Consider the following 17,363-nt stretch of genomic DNA (forward strand, 5'->3'; position numbering starts at 1 on the left):
CGGCTCGGACGGCGGGGGCCGGACGAGTGGTTCTTGCTACTTCGTCCGGACCGGCAGGCCGGCCGGACCGGCACCCTTGAGCGAGCCGGTCACCTTGCGGTCACCGAGCCACAGGTAGCAGCGGACCCCCCGGTCCCCGGCCCGCCACCGGCCGGCCCCCGGCGGCCGGACCACCAGGTCGCTGCGGAAGACCAGGTCCGTGTCGTTCGGTACGCCCGCGTAGCGCGCGATCACCGCACGGCAACCCTCGTAGAACGGCGCCCACTGGGCGCTGCGCGTCGGGTACGCCCGCTCGGGCGACTGCCACACCCCGACGAACTCGGCGTCGTGGCGCGTGGCGCAGTCCACCGCGACCAGGGTCTGCACCATCCTGTTCCGGTCGGTACGCGTCTGCTGGCAACCCAACCGCACCGGCGACGGTGCCCGGAGCGCGTCCCGCAGCGAACCGGTACGCAGCACCACCGTGGCCGCCGCCTCGGCCGTGGTCACCTCCATCAGGTCGCAGCGGTACCACCGCGAACCGGCGGCCCAGCCCAGCTCGGAGGGCACCGCCACGGCCAGCCGCAGCCGGCCGGCCCGCCAGTTGTCACCGACGAAGCCACTGGCCCGGTTGTCGCACTCGGCGAAGGCGGTCCGCAGTTCGGCGGAGCCCACGGCGGGCGGTGCGGCACGGTCGGCCGGCAACGCACCGACGTGCACCGTCTCCACCCGGTGCGGCTGCGCGCAGTCCACCGGCGCGTACGCGGCCAGCGAGACGGTGGGGGTGAACTCGGGCTCGTGGCAGACCTGGGCGGCCGGGGTGAACGGACCGGGTGGCGGCAGAGCCCCCCAGTCGTCGATCAGGTCACCGTCGAGCCCACCGGACCCGCTGCAGCCCACCAGCAGGGCCGCCACGGCGAAGGCCGCGACCAGGCTTCTCGTCGCACGCTGCATGACGCCGCCTCCCCCAGCCAGCGACCGTCTCCCGACGGCGCCCCCAGGGTAACCAAAAATGACCTTCCGGTGACAGACCGGATTCCCGGGCCTGTGTGTAAGGAGGGGACCCTTCCTATACACGAGGCGTTAGCAGGGGGCCCTTCCTTACACCGTGAGCGGGTTGGGGATGGGGGCGCCGGCGGTGCCGGGCGCGGCGGTCGCCGGGTCGGCGTCCAGCTCGACGATCCGGTTCTCGGCGTCGACGTGCACGACCCGAGGGTGGTACGACCGCGCCTCGGCGTCGTCCATCTGCCCGTACGAGATCAGGATCACCAGGTCGCCCGGGTGCACCAGGTGGGCGGCGGCGCCGTTGATGCCGATCACGCCGCTGCCCCGCCGCCCCGGGATCACGTACGTCTCCAGCCGGGCGCCGTTGGTGATGTCCACGATCGCCACCTGCTCGCCGGGTAGCAGGTCGGCGGCGTCGAGCAGATCCTCGTCGACGGTCACCGAACCGACGTAGTGCAGGTCCGCCTGGGTGACGGTGGCCCGGTGGATCTTCGACTTGAGCATGGTGCGGTACATCGGGAACGCCTTTCGCGAGCTGCGGGGTCAGGAGGTCGGGGCGAGCCGGACCGGAGCGTTGTCGATCAGCCGGGTCTCGCCCACCCAGGCCGCGACGAGCAGCCGGGCCGGACCTTCGACCGGGCCGGGCGCCAGATCGGGATCGGCGAGCACCAGGTAGTCCAGCCGGGCACCGGCGGCTGCGGCGCCGAAGGCCGCGTGCGCGGCGGTCAGCACCGCCCCGGCGTCCCCGCCGGCCTCGGCGGCGTCGGCACCGGCGCGCAGCGCCCGCGACAGGCTCAGCGCCGCCGTCCGCTCCGGGGCGGAGAGATACCGGTTGCGGCTGGACAGCGCCAACCCGTCCGGTTCCCGGACCGTCGGTACGCCGACCACCTCGACCGGTACGTCCAGGTCCCGGCACATCCGCCGGACCAGGGTCAACTGCTGGTAGTCCTTCTCACCGAAGAACGTCAGATCCGGCCGGGTGAGCTGGAGCAGCTTCATCACCACGGTCAGCACGCCGTGGAAGAACCCGGGTCGGCTGAGCCCCTCCAGGTCCTCGCCGAGCGGCCCCGGGTTGACCCGGACCGCCGGCTGGCCGCCGGGGTACATGTCCGCCACCGAGGGCGCGAAGACCAGGTCGGCCCCGGCCCGCCGGCACACCTCAAGATCAGTTTCCAGGGTACGCGGATAGCGGTCGAAATCCTCGTTCGGCCCGAACTGCAACGGGTTCACGAAGATCGTCACGATCACGTGGTCGACGCGGTCCCGGGCGGCCCGGATCAGCGTCTCGTGCCCGGGGTGCAGTGCCCCCATGGTCATCACCACCCCCACCGTGCCGGTGCGGGCGGACCGCGCCCGGGCCAGATCGGCCCGGCTGTGCACCAGTTCCGTCATCTCGTCCGCCTCCCTGGGCATCGGCCGGACCGCCCCGTCACCCGGTGTCACGCCGCCACTCCGGTCTGGTCCCGGCCGAGCACGCCGAGCAACGACTCGGCGTCCACCGGTCGCAGCCGGCCGGCGGCCACCGCCCGGTCGGCGGTACGCCGAGCCAGAGCCAGGTACGCGCCGACCGCCTCGGGCGCGGTGGCGGCGAGCGCGGCCAGGTGACGCTCGACGGTGCCCGCGTCACCCCGGGACACCGGGCCGGTCAACGCGTCGTCGCCCAGCCGTAGCGCGTTCTCCAGCGCGGCTCGCAGCAGCGGGGCCAGCACCTTCTCGGGTCGACCCACCCCGGCGTCCCGTAGCCGGTCGGCCGCCTCGTTGACCAGGGTCACCAGGTGGTTCGCACCGTGCGCCAGCGCCGCGTGGTACAGCGGCCGGTCGGCCTCCCCGATCCACTCGGGCACCCCGCCCAGATCCGTCACCAGCCGGGCGGCCAACGGCCGAAGCTCGGCCGGGGCGGTCACCCCGTACGAGATGCCGGGCAGCCGGCCGAGGTCGTCCGGCGTACCGGTGAACGTCATCGCGGGATGCAACGCCAGCGGTCGGGCACCGACCCGGACGGCCGGTGCCAGCACGGACAGGCCGTGCGCGCCGGAGGTGTGCGCGACCACCTGGCCCGGGTGCAACGCGCCGTCGGCGGCCAACGCGGCGACCACCCCGGCGAGCGCGTCGTCGGGTACGGCGATCAGCAGCAGGTCGGCGGCGGACCGGGCGACCGCCTCGGCGGGACGGCAGGCGGTGGCCGGCAGCAGCAACGCCAGCCGGGCCTGGGAGGCTCCGGAACGCCCGGTGGCGGCGACCACCCGGTGCCCGGCGGCGGCGAGCGCGGCGCCCAGCGTGGCACCGACCCGGCCGGCGCCGATGACGCCCACGGTGAGTACGGCACGGTTCACGACCTGGGCCGACGGGCCGGTCGCAGGCCGCCGAAGGGCGGCCGGATGGTGGCGCAGCGGTGCGCTCATGTCACGATCCAGTCCTCGAGATGGGTACCGGTCGGGGCAAGTATGCGTCGCTGACACGGATCTCAAACAAGGATGTGTGAAATCGTTCACCGACGCCGAGGAGGTACCCCGATGTCGATGCCTTGGCGGGCCGCCATGCAGCAGGCGCTCTACGGACCCTCGGGGTTCTTCGTCGCCGGTGCCGGGCCGGCGGCACACTTCCGCACCAGCGTGCACGCCTCCCCGGTCTTCGCCTCGGCGCTGCTGCGGTTGATCCACCACCTCGACGCGGCTCTCGGCTTTCCCGACCGGTTCGACGTGGTGGATGTGGGGGCGGGTCGGGGTGAGCTGCTCTGTTCGTTGGCTGTTGCGGTGGGGGTTTCCGGGGAGCCCACCCGCTCCGGGCGGTCAGGCTTGATCCCTGCGCGGGTGGGCTCCCCGGAAACCCTGACTTCCACGGCCGCCGTCCGTGCCGGAGGCTTCACCCCGGGGGTTGGGGGTACGGCGGGACGCGGGGAGGGTGGGACCGTCACGTCGGGGGGCGGGGGTCCGGGGGTTTCGTTGGTGGAGCGGGTGCGGTTCACTGCGGTCGAGGTGGCACCGCGACCGGATGATCTGCCCGAACAGATCGCCTGGACGGATGAGATCCCCGACGGCGTCACCGGGCTGCTGCTGGCCACCGAATGGCTGGACAACGTGCCGCTGGATCTGGCCGTCCACACCGAGGACGGCTGGCGCTACCTCCTCGTCGACCCGACGTCGGGCGAGGAGACGATAGGTGACCCGGTCAGCCCTACAGACGCCACCTGGCTCACCACCTGGTGGCCCCCACAAAACCAGCCCCACCCCACAGACCCACCGGACGGATCACCGGAGCTCGCCCTTGACCTCCCACCGGACGCGAACGCCGCCCCCCTCAGCCCACACAGCCCGACCGGGACGGGTTTCCGGGCAGCCCGACCGGCGCAGGGATCAAGCCTGACCGCCCGGAGCCGGTCGGGCTGCCCGGAAACCCCAACGGACCGCACCCTCACCGTCGAGCGCGCCGAGATCGGGCGGAGCCGGGACGAGGCGTGGGCCGCTGCGGTAGGCCACGTCGAGCGTGGGCTGGCCGTCGCGGTGGACTACGGGCACCTGCGTACGAGCCGGCCCTTCGAGGGGTCGTTGACCGGGTACCGGGGTGGGCGACAGGTGCCACCGGTGCCGGACGGGTCGTGTGACGTGACGGCGCACGTTGCCATGGACTCGGTCGCCTCTGCCGGTGAGCGGGTCGCGCGGTGTGCGTACTCCCTGGGGACTCAGCGGGAGGGGCTTCGGGCGCTCGGGGCCGACGGCGGGCGACCACCGTTGAGCCTGGCCTACCAGGATCCGGCCGGGTACGTGCGGGCGCTGGCCGAGGCGACGGCGGCGGCCGAACTGACCGATCCGGCCGGGCTCGGCGGGCATCTGTGGCTCTGGCAGCCGGTCGGGCTGGCCGTGGACCGGCTGCCACTGTGGTCCTGACGTTCATGGCACGATGGCGGGCATGACCACGGGCGACCTGCGCGAGCTGACCGTCGGCACCGGTGCCGGGCTGGTGGCGGGCACCGGTGGGGAGCAGCTCGGCACGGACATGGTGCTCAACATCGGGCCGCAGCACCCCTCCACCCACGGTGTGCTGCGGCTCAAGCTCGTCCTCGACGGCGAACGGGTGATCGCCGCCGAGCCCATCGTGGGCTACATGCACCGGGGCGCGGAGAAGCTGTTCGAGGTACGCGACTACCGGCAGATCATCGTGCTGGCCAACCGGCACGACTGGCTCTCCGCCTTCGCCAACGAGTTGGGCGTGGTGCTCGCGGTCGAACGGCTGATGGGTATGGAGGTGCCGGAGCGGGCCACTTGGCTGCGGATGGCGCTGGCCGAGCTGAACCGGGTGCTCAACCACCTGATGTTCCTCGGCTCGTACCCGCTGGAGATCGGCGCGATCACGCCGATGTTCTATGCCTTCCGGGAACGGGAGACGCTCCAGACGGTGATGGAGGAGGTCTCCGGCGGGCGGATCCACTACATGTTCAACCGGGTGGGCGGCCTGAAGGAGGAGGTGCCGTCCGGTTGGACCGGGCGGGCCCGCGCCGCCGTCGGCGAGGTACGCCGTCGAATGCCCGACCTGGACAATCTGATCCGGCGCAACGACATCTTCCTGGCCCGGACCGTCGGGGTGGGGGTGCTCTCCGCCGCCGACGCCGCCGCGTTCGGCGCCTCCGGGCCGGTCGCCCGGGCCTCCGGGCTGGACCTGGACCTACGCCGCGACGAGCCGTACCTCGCCTACGACCAGCTCGACGTGCCGGTGGTCACCCGCACCACCGGCGACTGCCACGCCCGCTTCGAGGTCCTCCTCGACCAGGTGTACGCCTCGTTGGACCTGGCCGAACAGTGCCTCGACCGGGTGGACCGGCTCACCGGGCCGATCAACACCCGGCTGCCGAAGGTGCTCAAGGCGCCCGAGGGCCACACCTATGCCTGGACGGAGAACCCGCTCGGCATCAACGGCTACTACCTGGTGTCGCGGGGTGAGAAGACGCCGTGGCGGCTCAAGTTGCGCACCGCGTCGTACGCGAACGTGCAGGCACTCGCCACGCTGCTGCCGGGCTGCCTGGTGCCGGACCTGATCGCCATTCTCGGCTCGATGTTCTTCGTGGTCGGCGACATCGACAAGTAGGCCGGCGACCGGTCAGCGCCAGCGACCCCGGTCGGGTTCGTAGCCCTGCCGGTCGTAGCCGGGCTCCTCGGCCTGGTGCCGCCGCCCGTACGGCTCCGGTTCCGGGCGCCCCCGGACCGGTTCGGGCTGTGGAGCACGCTGACGGGGCGGCCGCCACTCCTGCGGCACCGGGACCCCGCCGGGCGGCAGCGCCGGCTGGCCCTCCGGCTCGCCCCGGCCCTCCCGCCACGCCTCGTCTCGGGCCCGCCGTGGCTCGTCCTGTCGCACACTGGCCCAGCGGTCCTGCATCCGGTACTCGGTGCCGGTCTGGTCGGCGTGCACCTCGGCGCGCCGCTCACCGACCCGCAGTTCCCGGCCCTGGTCGTCGTCGCGTACGGCGGCCCAGCGGTCACCGGCGCGCATCTGCGCCCAGTACTCCCCGGTGTCGTCCGGCCGGGCCGTCCGGTTCTCGGCCGGGGCCTCGGGAGCCGCCTCCCACCGCGCGGCACCGCCGTCCCACCCCCGGTCGTCCCGGCCGGTCGGTCGGTCGTCTCGATATCCGGCGTACTCGTCCCGGTAGGCCGGGCGGTCGTCGCGGTGGCCGGCACGGTCGTCGTACGCGCCGCTCCAGGACCGTTCCTGGGGCGGTTCCCCCCAGGAGGTGTCCTCCTCGCGGGCCCGGCCGGACCGGGGACGGTCGTCGGCCCGGGCCGCACCGGACGACCAGGACCGCTCCTCCTCGCGGCCGGGCGGGGCCGACCAGGAACGGCTCTCGCCCCGGCGGGAACGCTCGTCCGCGTCGGACCACGACCGGTCGTCCCGGTCGGCGGCGTGGCCGCCCCGCTGCCGCTCGTCCGGCCAGGACGTCCCGTAGCCGCCGTAGCGGCCACCGGACTCCCCGCCTCCACCGTCCACGACGGTGTGCCGGGTGGTGACGTGCACGGTCTCGGTGTGCCGGACCACCCCGTGCGGGCGGTGCGCGTGGTCACCCGAGCGGCTCTCCGGCTCCTGGCGGTTGGCCGCGCCGTAGACCCCGGCGGTCGCCGCCGGACGGTCGGCGCCGTACCCGGACGACCGGTCCTCACCGCCTCGCGATGCCGGACGGTCCTCGGCGAAACCGCCGGGCGCGGCAGCGTCGGGTCCGGCCGTCGCGGCCGCTCCGTACACGCCGGAAGCGGGCTCCGCGACCTGGGCCGCACCGTAGGTGCCGGTCGTGCCGGCGGGCCGCTCGGCGTACCGGGGCGGTGCCTCCGCAGCGGGCGCCGGGACCCGGGCCCGACCCGGGCCGGGTGCCTCCTCGGCACCGGCCACCTGGGCGGCACCAGCCAACTGGGCGGCGCCCGCGTCGAGCCGACGCCGCAGCCCCGCCAACGCCTCGTGGGCCCGTTGGGCCTCGGTGAGCGCCTGGTTGCCGCGCTGGGCGGCGGCCACGATCTCGCCCCGCAGTTCGCGGCGGAGCTCGTCGAGGTCCGCGCGCAGCTCCTCGCTGCGCGCCGACCCGTCCCCCTCGGTCCGCAAGGCGATGGAGAGGCCGATGAACACCACGGCCATGATGGCCAGCACCGCGGCGAAGCGGAGCGGGCCGTTGCCGTCGGCGACCAGCAGGATCAGCGCCGCGACGGGGGCCAGCGCCACACCGCCCCAGAAGAGCGCTTTCAGCATTTTCTTGTTGCGCGCGTCGACGGGTACCGGGGCAGGCATGGGTCCTGACCCTACCGAGAGTTGCGGTGGGTGGGAACGGCTCGACCGAAGACCTTTCGGTGGGCGATGCGCCGATTTCGCGGCACTTGCCGGGGACCAGCGACGACGCGGCGCCCCCGGCCGGATTCGACCGAGGGCGCCGGGAGTCGACGGGTCAGTTCTGCGCGTACGCCGCGTCGGTGGAGAAGACCAGGCCGACACTGATCGTGCCGTTACGCAGACCGGTCTTGGTCAGCGGGCCACCACCGTCGAGGGACGAGAACGAACCGACCGTGAGGCCGTACTTCTCCTCCAGGCCGGGCTTGCAGAACGGGCGCTCCTGGCACTCCGGCGGGCCGCCCAGCACGGTGGCCGTACCCGAGCACTTCTCGGCCAGCTCGGAGAGGGTCCGCACGCCGTACTTGTCGGCGAACTCCTGGGTCACCGCGAACGCGTTCTGGCTCTGGGCGGCGGCCGGGGCACCGAAGGTGAGGCCGGCCTTCTCGCCGAGGCCGCGCAGGGCGGTCACGGTGGCTTCCACGTCCGGCGAGGAGACCGGCTGACCGCCGCCCGCCTTGCCGTTGAGGAACTCGGCCATGGTGGCCGCGTACTCGGGGACGACCTGGATCTCGCCCTTCTCCAGCGCCGGCTCGTACAGCTCCCGGTTGCCGATCTGCTGGACGGTGACCTGGTAGCCGGCCGCCGTCAGCTGGATCTTGTAGAGCTCGGCGATGATCTCACTCTCGGTGAAGTTGCCGGCGCCCACGGTCAGGCGCCCGCCCGGTCCCCGCTCGACCCCGTCGGCAAGCGAGTTGGCCGTGGCGAACTCCTGCGCGGCCACCTGGGCGCTCTTGCGGTCCACGTCGACCGCCTTGTTGAGCTGCACCAGCTTGGGGGTGTCGAGCACCGACGAGACCTTGTCCAGCGCCGCGACGAGCTGCGGCGTGGACACCTCGCTGTTGATCGCCGGAATGATGTTGTCCGCGTTCTGCAGGGACTTGTCGTCGTCGAGCGCGATGAGCTGCTCGCCGGCCACCGGTGCGCAGCCCTCCCCCGAGGCCCCCTGCTGCGGCGCCTCGGTGCCGGACGAGCCGGCCTCACCGCATCCGGCCAGCACGCCCGCGGCGGCGATCGCGCCGACGAACGCGATGGACAGTCTTCTACCTGCGCGCATGTGCCCGCCTTCCGTGTCCCGGCGCGACCCCTCGGGCCGGCCGCGTGTCCGACGGGCGATCCGCATCAGCCGCCCGCAGTCCCACCCAACATCCTGGTGGCGGGCACCGACAACTCGGAGAGAACTTCGTCACCGGAACGTCACCATCCGTCCACGACGGCGGCGCGACGGGCCACCCGGACCGGTGACTCCAGGGCGACTCAGGTGCCGGTGACCGCGTCCGCCGCACGTCGTGCGGCCCGACGCCGGACGCGACGCAGCGGGCGGGGCGTGACCATCCGCTCGACCCCGGCGAAGATCAGTTCGACGCTGACCGCGAGCGCGGCCACCAGCAGGCCACCGGCGAGGATCTGTCCCCCGCCGACCGCGATGCTCAGCCCGAAGCCGAATCGGATGATCTCCCCCAGGCCACCACCGTTGACGAAGGTCGCCAGGGCCGCCGTGGCGACCACCTGAACGGCGGCGGTCCGGAACCCGGCAGCCAGATAGGGCACCGCGAGCGGCAACTCGACCCGACGCAGCACCTGCCTGCCGGTCATCCCCATCCCCCGGGCCGCCTCCCGGATCTGCGGGTCGACCTGCCGCACCCCGGTGTACGCGTTGGCCAGCAGCGGCGGCACCGCGAACACCGCCAGGGCGACCACCACGGCCGGGCGGCCGAAGCCGAGGAAGGTCAACGGCAGGATGGTCAACAGCGCCAGCGTGGGCACCGCCAGGGTGACGTTGGAGACCAGCACCACCACGCCGCCGCCCCGGCCGGTGTGTCCCAGCCACAGCCCGAGCGGCCAGGCCACCAGGCAGCCCAGCAGCACGGCCGTGGCCGACATGCTGACGTGCTCGCCGAGCCGGTCCAGTGCCCCGCCCGGGTTGGTCCAGTTCAACGGGTCGTTGAGCCAGACCACCGCCTGCTCCACGGGATTCATGGCGTCCTCCCGCCGGTCCGCCGGCCGCCCGCCGCGCTCATCCGACCCGCCCGCGCAGCCACGGGGTGAGCAGCCGGCCGACGCCGACCAGGAACAGGTCGAGCACCAGCGCCAGCAGCACGCAGAGCAGCGTCCCGGTCATGATCTGGGCCTTGTAGAAGTTGTTCTGGAAACCCGCGAAGATGATCTGCCCGAGGCCGCCGCGCCCGATCACCACACCGACGGTGACCAGCGCGACGGTGGAGACCGTGGCCAGCCGCAGGCCGGTGAGGATGCCGGGCAGGGCCAGCGGCAGTTCCACCCGTAGCAGTCGGCCCCAGCGGCCGTAACCCATGCCCTCGGCCGCCTCGCGTACCTCGACCGGCACCTGGTTGAGCCCGGCAACGGCGTTCCGGACGATCACCAGCAGCGCGTAGAGCACCACCACGCTGAGCACCGTCGTCACCCCGATGCCCAGGTACGGCGCGATGAACGCGAACAGCGCCAGGGACGGGACGGTGTAGAGCACCCCGGTGAGTGCGAGAATCGGACCGGTCAACGGCCGGAACCAGTACGCCACGACGGCCAGCGGGACGGCGATCAGCGCCGCGATCAGCACCGCCCGTAGGGTCAGCGTGGTGTGGTCCCGCAGGGCGGCCAGCACCGTGTCAGAGTTGTCCCGCACGTACTGCCAGGAGAACCACGGGTTACCCGGGTCGGCCCGGTAGCTCAGGCGGAAGGACATACGTGGACGTTACCCCGGCCACCGACGACGGTCGGCGCGCGGCGTCGATCACTCTCGACGGTATCGGCAAGCGGTATCCGGACGGTACCGAGGCCGTCCGCGACCTCAGCCTGCACATCGACGCGGGTGAGCTGGTCGTGCTGATCGGGCCCTCCGGGTGCGGCAAGTCGACCGTGTTGCGGATGGTCAACCGCCTGATCGAGCCGACCGCCGGCCGGATTGTGCTCGGCGAGTCCGACGTGACCCGGGTCGACCCGGTGAAACTGCGGCGACAGATCGGGTACGTCATCCAGAACGTCGGCCTGTTCCCGCACCAGACGGTGGCCGCCAACGTGGCCACCGTGCCCCGCCTGCTCGGCTGGCCCCGGGACCGTGCCCGGCGCCGCGTCGACGAACTGCTGGAGCTGGTCGGCCTCGATCCGGCGCAGTTCGGCCGGCGCTACCCGCACGAACTCTCCGGCGGTCAACGGCAGCGGGTCGGCGTGGCCCGGGCACTCGCGGCCGACCCGGTGGTGCTGCTGATGGACGAGCCGTTCTCCGCCGTGGACCCGATCGTGCGGACCCGGTTGCAGGAGGAGTTCCTGCGGCTCCAGGCCGAGGTCCGCAAGACCATCGTCCTGGTCACCCACGACCTGGACGAGGCGGTACGGCTCGGCGACCGCATCGCGGTGCTCTCCGAGGGCGGCCACCTGGAGCAGTACGACACCCCGGCGGCCCTGCTCGGCAGCCCCGCCACCCCGTTCGTCCGCGAGTTCGTCGGCGCCGACCGGGGCATCCGGCGGCTGGCGGTGACCCCGCTGACCCGGGAGGTGCTCGAACCGCTGCCCGCCGACGGCACGGCGGAACTGCCCTCGGTGCCGCTGGGCGGTTCGGCGTACGACGCGTTGGCGGTGCTGCTCACCTCGACGCAGGGTCGGGCCCTCGTCACCGAGGACGGTCGCCCGGTCGGGTTGCTCAGCCGGGAACGCGTCCTCACCCTGGCCGAACCGACCGGCTGAGCCGCGCCGCACCTCGGTCGACGCGAAACCGGGCCCGCCGATGCGGCAGGCCCGGTCGCGGTCGTCGAGCAGGTCAGCGGCGTCCCCGGTAGCCACCGAGGGTGGCGATGCCGATGATCCAGCCGGTGAACAACCCGTACTCGGCACCGTCGCCGGCGGCCTGGAAGGCGCCGAGCAGCGACGGGTTGGTGCGGATCAGCGCGGTGAGCAGGGCCGCGAAGGCGCCCGCGAAGACGAATGCCGCCCAGCCGGCGAAGAACTGGCTGAGCGTGCCCCGGGCCCGGGCGAGCTGCGAGCCCGGCAGGAGGTAGAGGAAGACGAAGGTCATCACGACCACGAGAATCGCCTTCAGGTCGGCGGCGAAGATCTCCTGGATCGAGTCGGAGGAGTCGAACCGCCAGGCCGGCCAGGCGAGAAGTCTCAGGAACCAGCCGCCGGCGCTGTCCGGGTCGGTGTTGTCCCGTGCCCAGTCGGCGTACCAGGGGCTGCCGAAGACCAGGACCATGATGAGCGCGGCGAGCGTGCCGGCGCCCGGTGCGGACTTGTATCGATTGGTGAGAGCCATGGCCCCGCTAGTTCCCAGCACATCGACACGGGCAAACGCGAGGCGCGTTTTATGGGGGTACGCCCCGTTCGGCGATGGGTACCGACCTGGCCGGTCAGTGCTTCATCAGGTAGTCGATGAAGGCGGCACGCAGCAGCGGAGCGGACTCCTCATAGCCGTGACCGGTCATCTCCCGCCACAGCGCGGCGGCCTCGTCGATCGTCGGCCCCACCGAGTTCGGCGCGCCGTCCAGGGCGGCGGCCTCGTCCGCGTTCGGCAGGCGGCGCAGCACCGACCAGAAGAACTTCACGTCCCGGTTCTCCCGGGCGAGCGCGAACGCCTGCTCGCGCAGCTCCTCGGTGGAGAGGGCGTCCAACTCCTCGAACGACCGGCCGCCGGAGATCGATGATGTGTCGGTCATGAACCGAGCCTAACCGCCGAGATCACATTCGGCGCGTCGACGGCGCGGGACCGACGGTCCGTCACCGGTCCTCGGCGTCCCAGGGGCGCGGGCCGGTCTCCCAGCGGCGGGGCCCCCACGGGTCGGTCGTGCTCGTCGGCGACTGCGCCGGAGGCATGGGCGGCCAGTCACCGACCGGCTCCGGTCGTGGCAACGTCCAGCCGCCGCCGTTGGTGGCGTCCAGCGGCGGGGGCGGCGGTGCGGCCGTGAACAGCGGCGCGGGCCGCCCGTACGCCTCGACCAGCCGGGTGACCACCAGACCGACGGCCAACACCACTCCGCCGACCGCCCACCGGCTGACCGTCCAGCCACGGGTCTGGGCGTACGCGAGGAACAGGCCGATCGCACCGGCCGTCAGCAGCGTGCCGAACACCCCGCCGCGCAGCCCGAAGGCGCTGGTGCCGGCGAGCACGGCCGCGCCCACCGCCAGCACCGTCCAGTCCAGCCCGGTCGCCGGGGTCACCGCCCCCTCGGCGGAGGCGACGAGCGCACCCGCGAGCATCGCCAGGACGGTGGAGAAGACGTACCCCAGGGTGGTGACGACGGCGGCGGCCGTCCCCCGCCGCCGGGCCGGGTCGGCGACCGGGCGGAACCGGCCGACCAGCCGGCGGACCGGTCCCAGCGCTCCGAACAACGCGCCGAACACCGCGATCGCGGCGAAGCCGACGAAGAGCTGGCCGGCGACGCCACGCGGGTCGAAGTCCCCCTGCACCAGCACCGGTGCGGAGCGCTGTTCGATGTAGACGATCACACCGGCCGCACCCGCCAGGCTGGCCGCCCAGCCGGGCACGTGCAGCACCACCACGAGCAGTCCCAGCAGCAGTCCACCGAGGGCGGCCACGCCACAGGCCAGCCCGACGGCCTCGACCAGGCCCCGGTCCGACTGCTCGGCGAAGTGCAGCCCGGCCGCGACCGCCACCGGCCCGATCGCCAGGTTCACCGCGGCCGTCCGCAGGCTCAGCCCGGCGGCCAGCGCCAACAGGCCGAGGGCCACCACCTCGACGATGAGTACGCGCAGCCCACCGCCCCGCAGGATCGCCGGGTCCTCCCGCCAGACCAGGTAGACCAGCGCACCGAAGCCGAACAGCAGGAGCGTCTCCCAGACGATGTGCACACCGAAGCGGTCCGGGCCGGTCTCGCACTGCGGATCGTCGGGACCGGGCTCCGTCACCGCGACGGGGGCGGCGGAGGTCGGTTCCGGGAGTTGACTGCGGCCCGGTTCGTCGTACGCCATGATCGTTGCCTCCCAGCAGCCGCCGGGAACCCATCGACGCACCGGCGGTGACCGTCACTTCTGGTCGCTGGCACCGTACCCGCGTGGCGGAGCCGGGCGTAACCCCGCGTTCACCGTCGAGGAGGGCGACTCTCCCAGTCGTCGGGCTCCTGCTCGTCCTCCGGCCGCTCCGGGACCCGGCAGGACCGCTCCAGCCAGAGCGCGGCGGCCACCAGCGCGACCGAGGCCACCAGCCCGGCGATCGCCGCCGGCCGATCCGATCCCGCAGCCCGGGTGCTCTGCACCAGCAACCAACCCACCAGCCCGGCGTACGCCCCGGCGAAGATCGCCCCGACCAGGGCGGACGCCTTGGCCAGCACCACGAAGCGGGCGACCAGCAACGGGTTGACCGGGTCACGGCCGGGTCGGCGGTCGATGCGACCACGGGTGTTGACCGCCGCGTACGCCTCCAGCACGGCGAGCCCGGCCAGGGTCACCACCGGCAGCCAGGGCAGCGGCGGCAACCCGCTGTAGTAGAAGCTGCTGATCAGCAGCCAGGTGGCCGCAGCCGCGGCCAGGGCGGCGACCACCAGGGTCGAGATCCGGGTGGGACCCATCCGCGACTCGTCGTCGGGGGGCGTGGACCGCGTCATGCCGGCCCGCCGTCACGCCGCGCGCCGACCAGGGCTGCGGCGCCGCGCCTGACGGCCGACCCGCCGTACTCGCCCGTGTCGACTCCGCTGCGCTCTCTCATGGCGTCGACTCTAACGTCAGATCCGGCCGTGGGCTCAGTTCCGCGACCTCGGCGTCGAGTGGCCCGGCGGTGAGCAGATCGGTCAGCCAGCCGTGTCCGGGCAACCGGCCGTAGGGCTGGATGTCGATCCACGGCCGCAGCACGAAGGCACGCAGATGGGCCCGGGGATGCGGCAGCGTCAGCTCGGGGTCGTCGCGGAGCACCGGCTCACCGTCGTCGCCCCAGACCGCGATCACGTCGACGTCGAGCGTGCGGGGACCGAACCGCCGTTGCGGGTCACGGACCCGCCCGGCGGCCCGCTCGGCGCTCCGGGCCCGCGCCAGCCAGTCGTCAGGCCCGGCGGCCGGGTCACCGACCAGCGCCACCGCGTTCAGGTACGCCGGCTGCGCGGTGTCGCCCCAGGGCGGCGTCTCGTACACCCCGGAGACCATCAGCACGCTCTCGCCGAGCGTGGCCACGGCGGTACGCAGGTGGTCGAGGCGGTCACCCAGGTTGCTGCCCAGGGAGAGCACCGCCCGCGTCATCGGGTACGCGTCCGGCGCATCGTCACGGCCACGTCGCCGAAGGCGTGCGGGATCGGCGCCTCGGGTTTGTGCACGGTCACCGTCGCGGCGGACACCCGTGGATCGGTCAGGCAGACCTCGATCAGGCGGTCGGCCAGCGACTCGATCAGGTCGACCGGCTCGCCGGTGATCACCGCGACGAGGCCGTCGGCCAGCTCGCCGTAGTGCACAGTGTCGGCGACGTCGTCGGAGCGCGCGGCGGGGCCGAGGTCCAGCTCCAGGACGACGTCGACGACGAACTCCTGCCCCCGGGCGCGCTCGAAGTCGTACACGCCGTGCCGGCCGTGGGCCCGCAGGCCGGTCAGCGCGATCCGGTCGGTCATCGCCGGACCTGCCGGTCGCTGCCCGCCCTGACGGACGGTCGACTCTCCGGCGTGCCGCCGAGCCGGGGAGCGCCGGTGGCCTGCCAGACCGCGAGCGCGTCCACGGTGGCGCGGACGTCGTGCACGCGTACCCCCCAGGCACCGGCGGCGATCGCGAGCAGGCTGGTGGCGACGGTGGCCGCCTCCCGACCGCCGGTGGGTCGCGGGGTGCCGTCCGGTCCGGCCAGCAACTGGCCGAGGTAGGACTTGCGGCTCGCGGCGAACAACAGCGGACAGCCGAGGTCGAGCAGTTCCGGCAGCCGGGTGCTGAGCTGCCAGTTGTGCGCCGCCGTCTTGGCGAAGCCCAGGCCCGGGTCGATGATCAGTCGGTTCTCGGACACCCCGACGGCGAGCGCCGCCGCCACCCGCTCGCCCAGTTCGGCGCGGACCTCGGCGACCACGTCCCGGTAACTGGCCAGTTCGCTCATCCGTCGGGAGTGACCGCGCCAGTGCATCAGCACCCAGGGGCAGTCGGCGTCCCGGACCACGCGGGCCATGTCCGGATCGGCCAGGCCGCCGGAGACGTCGTTGACCACCACCGCCCCGGCGGCCAGTGCCGCCTCGGCGACCCGGGCCCGGGTGGTGTCGATGCTGACCGGTACGCCGGCCGCGGTCAGCTCCCGGACCACCGGCAGCACCCGGGCGCTCTCCGTCTCGGCGTCCACCCGGTCGGCGCCGGGCCGTGTCGACTCTCCACCGACATCCACCAACGCCGCTCCGTCGGCACGCAGCCGGACGCCGTGTGCGACGGCCGCGGCGACGTCGGCGTAGCGTCCGCCGTCGGAGAACGAGTCGGGCGTGACGTTCAGAACGCCCATCACCACCGGGGCCGAGGCCCGTACCAGATCGGTCACGACTAGACGGTACCGGTCCGTTCCACCGCCCTGAGCAGGCCCGCGATCCGGGCACTGACAAGGCGATTAGAACGCGTGTACGATCGGTCGTCCGGGCAGCTTCGGGCAGACTCTTCGCGGCTTGTCGCAAAGGGGGGCGGCCCGTACGCTGTGGAATTGCCCAGCATCGAGATGGCGAGGCGTGAAGAGGAGGGCCGAAGCGGGGTAATTCGCCCAAAAATCGCCACTTTCCGTGGCGAGTGACACACACAGGGTCTCGGGCGCTGTGCCGACCGAGCGCCCATCCCGCAAGGCTTGCCTACTGCACCACCGCGGCACCGCCGGCCGCGACTTGGGGAGGTTCCAGTGATCGCCATCGAGCTGATGGAAGCGGCGTCGAGCAACGCCGCCCACCTGCTCTCCACTGTGGCGTCGTCGATCCCGCTCGCTGCCGACGAGCCGACCGGGATCAACACCGAAGGCGTCGTCACCTTCTTCGCCAGCAAGATCGCGCCGATCCTGCTCGCCGTCCTGGGTGTCATCTTCATCGGCCGTGCCAGCCGGGGCGAGATCTCCAAGGTGTTGACCAGCTCCGCCATCGCGATCGTCGGGCTGGCCTTCATCGCCGGAGCCGCCACCCTCTTCTTCATCGGCGACTTCCTGATCAACCTGATCTTCGAATAGGCGCGGGCTCGACATGCGGCTGCGCACCGACGACGACATCTACCGGGCCCGCCTGGTCTACCTCGGGCCGCCCGGCTACACCCTTCCGGTCCACCTGCCGTACGCCCAGTACGGGCTGTTCATGCTGCTCGTTCCCCTCTACATGTTCATCCACTGGTTGTTCACGTTGCAGGTCGAGCTCTTCCCCGCCTGGGAGATCGCCCTCGCCATCGTGACCACCTCGTTCGTCTTCCGGTACGTCGACCCGGATCGGCCGGCGCGCATGGTGATCCGTACCGCGCTGACCGACTGGCGACGCACCCGGGAGCCGGCCGCCGAGCAGCGCGATCCGCGCCTGGTCGGCAGCAGGATCAGGATCCGGGAGGAACTCGCATGACCGGCTGCACGCCGTACCGGCCGTCCCACAGGT

Annotated in this window: 20 protein-coding genes; 5 read left to right on the plus strand and 15 right to left on the minus strand. The window is 72.8% G+C overall.

The features are described 5' to 3' along the window. Positions 1 to 36 precede the first annotated feature (36 nt). The 4 genes from HUT12_RS30295 to HUT12_RS30310 all read right to left on the minus strand — a co-directional run bounded on the left by HUT12_RS30295 (position 37) and on the right by HUT12_RS30310 (position 3,386). Positions 37 to 933 (minus strand): septum formation family protein, encoded by an 897-nt coding sequence (locus HUT12_RS30295; RefSeq protein ID WP_176095415.1) that lies wholly within the window; start codon positions 931 to 933, stop codon positions 37 to 39. Positions 934 to 1,080: 147 nt separating this feature from the next. Then, the gene (gene panD, locus HUT12_RS30300) at positions 1,081 to 1,500 is read right to left on the minus strand and encodes an aspartate 1-decarboxylase (protein WP_131053714.1); all 420 of its coding nucleotides are present in this window, start codon (positions 1,498 to 1,500) and stop codon (positions 1,081 to 1,083) included. A gap of 27 nt (positions 1,501 to 1,527) precedes the next feature. Then, entirely contained in the window at positions 1,528 to 2,376 is an 849-nt protein-coding gene (gene panC, locus HUT12_RS30305; RefSeq protein WP_176096043.1) for a pantoate--beta-alanine ligase, read from the minus strand. A 47-nt stretch (positions 2,377 to 2,423) separates the two neighbouring features. After that, positions 2,424 to 3,386: a Rossmann-like and DUF2520 domain-containing protein gene (locus tag HUT12_RS30310; protein ID WP_176095416.1), complete on the minus strand. Its 963-nt coding sequence runs from the start codon at positions 3,384 to 3,386 to the stop codon at positions 2,424 to 2,426. A 111-nt stretch (positions 3,387 to 3,497) separates the two neighbouring features. Here HUT12_RS30310 and HUT12_RS30315 point away from each other — a divergent pair, with 111 nt between their 5' ends. Continuing rightward, positions 3,498 to 4,868, plus strand: a complete 1,371-nt coding sequence (locus tag HUT12_RS30315; RefSeq protein WP_254876996.1) for an SAM-dependent methyltransferase — start codon at positions 3,498 to 3,500, stop codon at positions 4,866 to 4,868. A 13-nt stretch (positions 4,869 to 4,881) separates the two neighbouring features. Further along, entirely contained in the window at positions 4,882 to 6,063 is a 1,182-nt protein-coding gene (locus tag HUT12_RS30320) for an NADH-quinone oxidoreductase subunit D (RefSeq protein WP_176095417.1), read from the plus strand. A gap of 12 nt (positions 6,064 to 6,075) precedes the next feature. Here HUT12_RS30320 and HUT12_RS30325 read toward each other — a convergent pair whose 3' ends face one another. The 4 genes from HUT12_RS30325 to HUT12_RS30340 all read right to left on the minus strand — a co-directional run bounded on the left by HUT12_RS30325 (position 6,076) and on the right by HUT12_RS30340 (position 10,543). Then, positions 6,076 to 7,743 (minus strand): hypothetical protein, encoded by a 1,668-nt coding sequence (locus tag HUT12_RS30325; protein WP_176095418.1) that lies wholly within the window; start codon positions 7,741 to 7,743, stop codon positions 6,076 to 6,078. Positions 7,744 to 7,897: 154 nt separating this feature from the next. Then, a complete protein-coding gene (locus HUT12_RS30330) occupies positions 7,898 to 8,896 on the minus strand; it encodes a glycine betaine ABC transporter substrate-binding protein (RefSeq protein ID WP_131054217.1) in 999 nt (332 codons plus the stop codon). A gap of 200 nt (positions 8,897 to 9,096) precedes the next feature. Further along, positions 9,097 to 9,819, minus strand: coding sequence for an ABC transporter permease (locus tag HUT12_RS30335; RefSeq protein ID WP_131054218.1), 723 nt, complete (start codon positions 9,817 to 9,819; stop codon positions 9,097 to 9,099). Between the two features lie 37 nt (positions 9,820 to 9,856). After that, a complete protein-coding gene (locus HUT12_RS30340) occupies positions 9,857 to 10,543 on the minus strand; it encodes an ABC transporter permease (RefSeq protein WP_131054219.1) in 687 nt (228 codons plus the stop codon). A 2-nt stretch (positions 10,544 to 10,545) separates the two neighbouring features. Here HUT12_RS30340 and HUT12_RS30345 point away from each other — a divergent pair, with 2 nt between their 5' ends. Next, positions 10,546 to 11,541 carry an ABC transporter ATP-binding protein gene (locus tag HUT12_RS30345; protein ID WP_131054220.1) on the plus strand — a complete coding sequence of 332 codons (996 nt, stop codon included), beginning with the start codon at positions 10,546 to 10,548 and terminating at the stop codon, positions 11,539 to 11,541. Between the two features lie 73 nt (positions 11,542 to 11,614). On the opposite strand, the gene HUT12_RS30350 is transcribed toward HUT12_RS30345, so the two are convergent. From HUT12_RS30350 to folP, 7 genes are all read right to left on the minus strand, one after another. Beyond that, entirely contained in the window at positions 11,615 to 12,106 is a 492-nt protein-coding gene (locus tag HUT12_RS30350) for a hypothetical protein (RefSeq protein WP_131054221.1), read from the minus strand. 94 nt (positions 12,107 to 12,200) lie between these two features. After that, complete coding sequence (locus HUT12_RS30355) at positions 12,201 to 12,506, minus strand: hypothetical protein (protein ID WP_131054222.1); 306 nt, start codon at positions 12,504 to 12,506, stop codon at positions 12,201 to 12,203. 61 nt (positions 12,507 to 12,567) lie between these two features. Next, positions 12,568 to 13,779, minus strand: a complete 1,212-nt coding sequence (locus HUT12_RS30360) for an ABC transporter permease (protein ID WP_176095419.1) — start codon at positions 13,777 to 13,779, stop codon at positions 12,568 to 12,570. 110 nt (positions 13,780 to 13,889) lie between these two features. Beyond that, positions 13,890 to 14,411, minus strand: a complete 522-nt coding sequence (locus tag HUT12_RS30365) for a DUF3180 domain-containing protein (RefSeq protein ID WP_131054224.1) — start codon at positions 14,409 to 14,411, stop codon at positions 13,890 to 13,892. Between the two features lie 97 nt (positions 14,412 to 14,508). Then, positions 14,509 to 15,036, minus strand: a complete 528-nt coding sequence (folK, locus tag HUT12_RS30370; RefSeq protein WP_131054225.1) for a 2-amino-4-hydroxy-6-hydroxymethyldihydropteridine diphosphokinase — start codon at positions 15,034 to 15,036, stop codon at positions 14,509 to 14,511. Then, positions 15,033 to 15,398, minus strand: a complete 366-nt coding sequence (gene folB, locus HUT12_RS30375; protein WP_131054226.1) for a dihydroneopterin aldolase — start codon at positions 15,396 to 15,398, stop codon at positions 15,033 to 15,035. The genes folK and folB overlap by 4 nt, the downstream gene beginning before the upstream one ends. Continuing rightward, positions 15,395 to 16,291, minus strand: a complete 897-nt coding sequence (gene folP, locus HUT12_RS30380) for a dihydropteroate synthase (RefSeq protein WP_131054227.1) — start codon at positions 16,289 to 16,291, stop codon at positions 15,395 to 15,397. The genes folB and folP overlap by 4 nt, the downstream gene beginning before the upstream one ends. A gap of 345 nt (positions 16,292 to 16,636) precedes the next feature. Here folP and HUT12_RS30385 point away from each other — a divergent pair, with 345 nt between their 5' ends. Together HUT12_RS30385 and HUT12_RS30390 are read left to right on the plus strand one after the other, a co-directional pair. Then, complete coding sequence (locus HUT12_RS30385; RefSeq protein WP_131054228.1) at positions 16,637 to 16,954, plus strand: hypothetical protein; 318 nt, start codon at positions 16,637 to 16,639, stop codon at positions 16,952 to 16,954. Between the two features lie 13 nt (positions 16,955 to 16,967). Further along, entirely contained in the window at positions 16,968 to 17,330 is a 363-nt protein-coding gene (locus tag HUT12_RS30390) for a hypothetical protein (RefSeq protein ID WP_093409867.1), read from the plus strand. The last annotated feature ends 33 nt before the right edge of the window (positions 17,331 to 17,363 follow it).

The organism is Verrucosispora sp. NA02020, from assembly GCF_013364215.1.
Lineage (GTDB): Bacteria > Actinomycetota > Actinomycetes > Mycobacteriales > Micromonosporaceae > Micromonospora.

What these genes read in the sequence shown, in the direction of transcription:
- HUT12_RS30295 (WP_176095415.1), bottom strand. Translation starts at nt 933, where the DNA reads ATGCAGCGTGCGACGAGAAGCCTGGTCGCGGCCTTCGCCGTGGCGGCC.
- panD (WP_131053714.1), bottom strand. Translation starts at nt 1,500, where the DNA reads ATGTACCGCACCATGCTCAAGTCGAAGATCCACCGGGCCACCGTCACC.
- panC (WP_176096043.1), bottom strand. Translation starts at nt 2,376, where the DNA reads ATGACGGAACTGGTGCACAGCCGGGCCGATCTGGCCCGGGCGCGGTCC.
- HUT12_RS30310 (WP_176095416.1), bottom strand. Translation starts at nt 3,386, where the DNA reads ATGAGCGCACCGCTGCGCCACCATCCGGCCGCCCTTCGGCGGCCTGCG.
- HUT12_RS30315 (WP_254876996.1), top strand. Translation starts at nt 3,498, where the DNA reads ATGTCGATGCCTTGGCGGGCCGCCATGCAGCAGGCGCTCTACGGACCC.
- HUT12_RS30320 (WP_176095417.1), top strand. Translation starts at nt 4,882, where the DNA reads ATGGCGGGCATGACCACGGGCGACCTGCGCGAGCTGACCGTCGGCACC.
- HUT12_RS30325 (WP_176095418.1), bottom strand. Translation starts at nt 7,743, where the DNA reads ATGCCTGCCCCGGTACCCGTCGACGCGCGCAACAAGAAAATGCTGAAA.
- HUT12_RS30330 (WP_131054217.1), bottom strand. Translation starts at nt 8,896, where the DNA reads ATGCGCGCAGGTAGAAGACTGTCCATCGCGTTCGTCGGCGCGATCGCC.
- HUT12_RS30335 (WP_131054218.1), bottom strand. Translation starts at nt 9,819, where the DNA reads ATGAATCCCGTGGAGCAGGCGGTGGTCTGGCTCAACGACCCGTTGAAC.
- HUT12_RS30340 (WP_131054219.1), bottom strand. Translation starts at nt 10,543, where the DNA reads ATGTCCTTCCGCCTGAGCTACCGGGCCGACCCGGGTAACCCGTGGTTC.
- HUT12_RS30350 (WP_131054221.1), bottom strand. Translation starts at nt 12,106, where the DNA reads ATGGCTCTCACCAATCGATACAAGTCCGCACCGGGCGCCGGCACGCTC.
- HUT12_RS30355 (WP_131054222.1), bottom strand. Translation starts at nt 12,506, where the DNA reads ATGACCGACACATCATCGATCTCCGGCGGCCGGTCGTTCGAGGAGTTG.
- HUT12_RS30360 (WP_176095419.1), bottom strand. Translation starts at nt 13,779, where the DNA reads ATGGCGTACGACGAACCGGGCCGCAGTCAACTCCCGGAACCGACCTCC.
- HUT12_RS30365 (WP_131054224.1), bottom strand. Translation starts at nt 14,411, where the DNA reads ATGACGCGGTCCACGCCCCCCGACGACGAGTCGCGGATGGGTCCCACC.
- folK (WP_131054225.1), bottom strand. Translation starts at nt 15,036, where the DNA reads ATGACGCGGGCGGTGCTCTCCCTGGGCAGCAACCTGGGTGACCGCCTC.
- folB (WP_131054226.1), bottom strand. Translation starts at nt 15,398, where the DNA reads ATGACCGACCGGATCGCGCTGACCGGCCTGCGGGCCCACGGCCGGCAC.
- HUT12_RS30390 (WP_093409867.1), top strand. Translation starts at nt 16,968, where the DNA reads ATGCGGCTGCGCACCGACGACGACATCTACCGGGCCCGCCTGGTCTAC.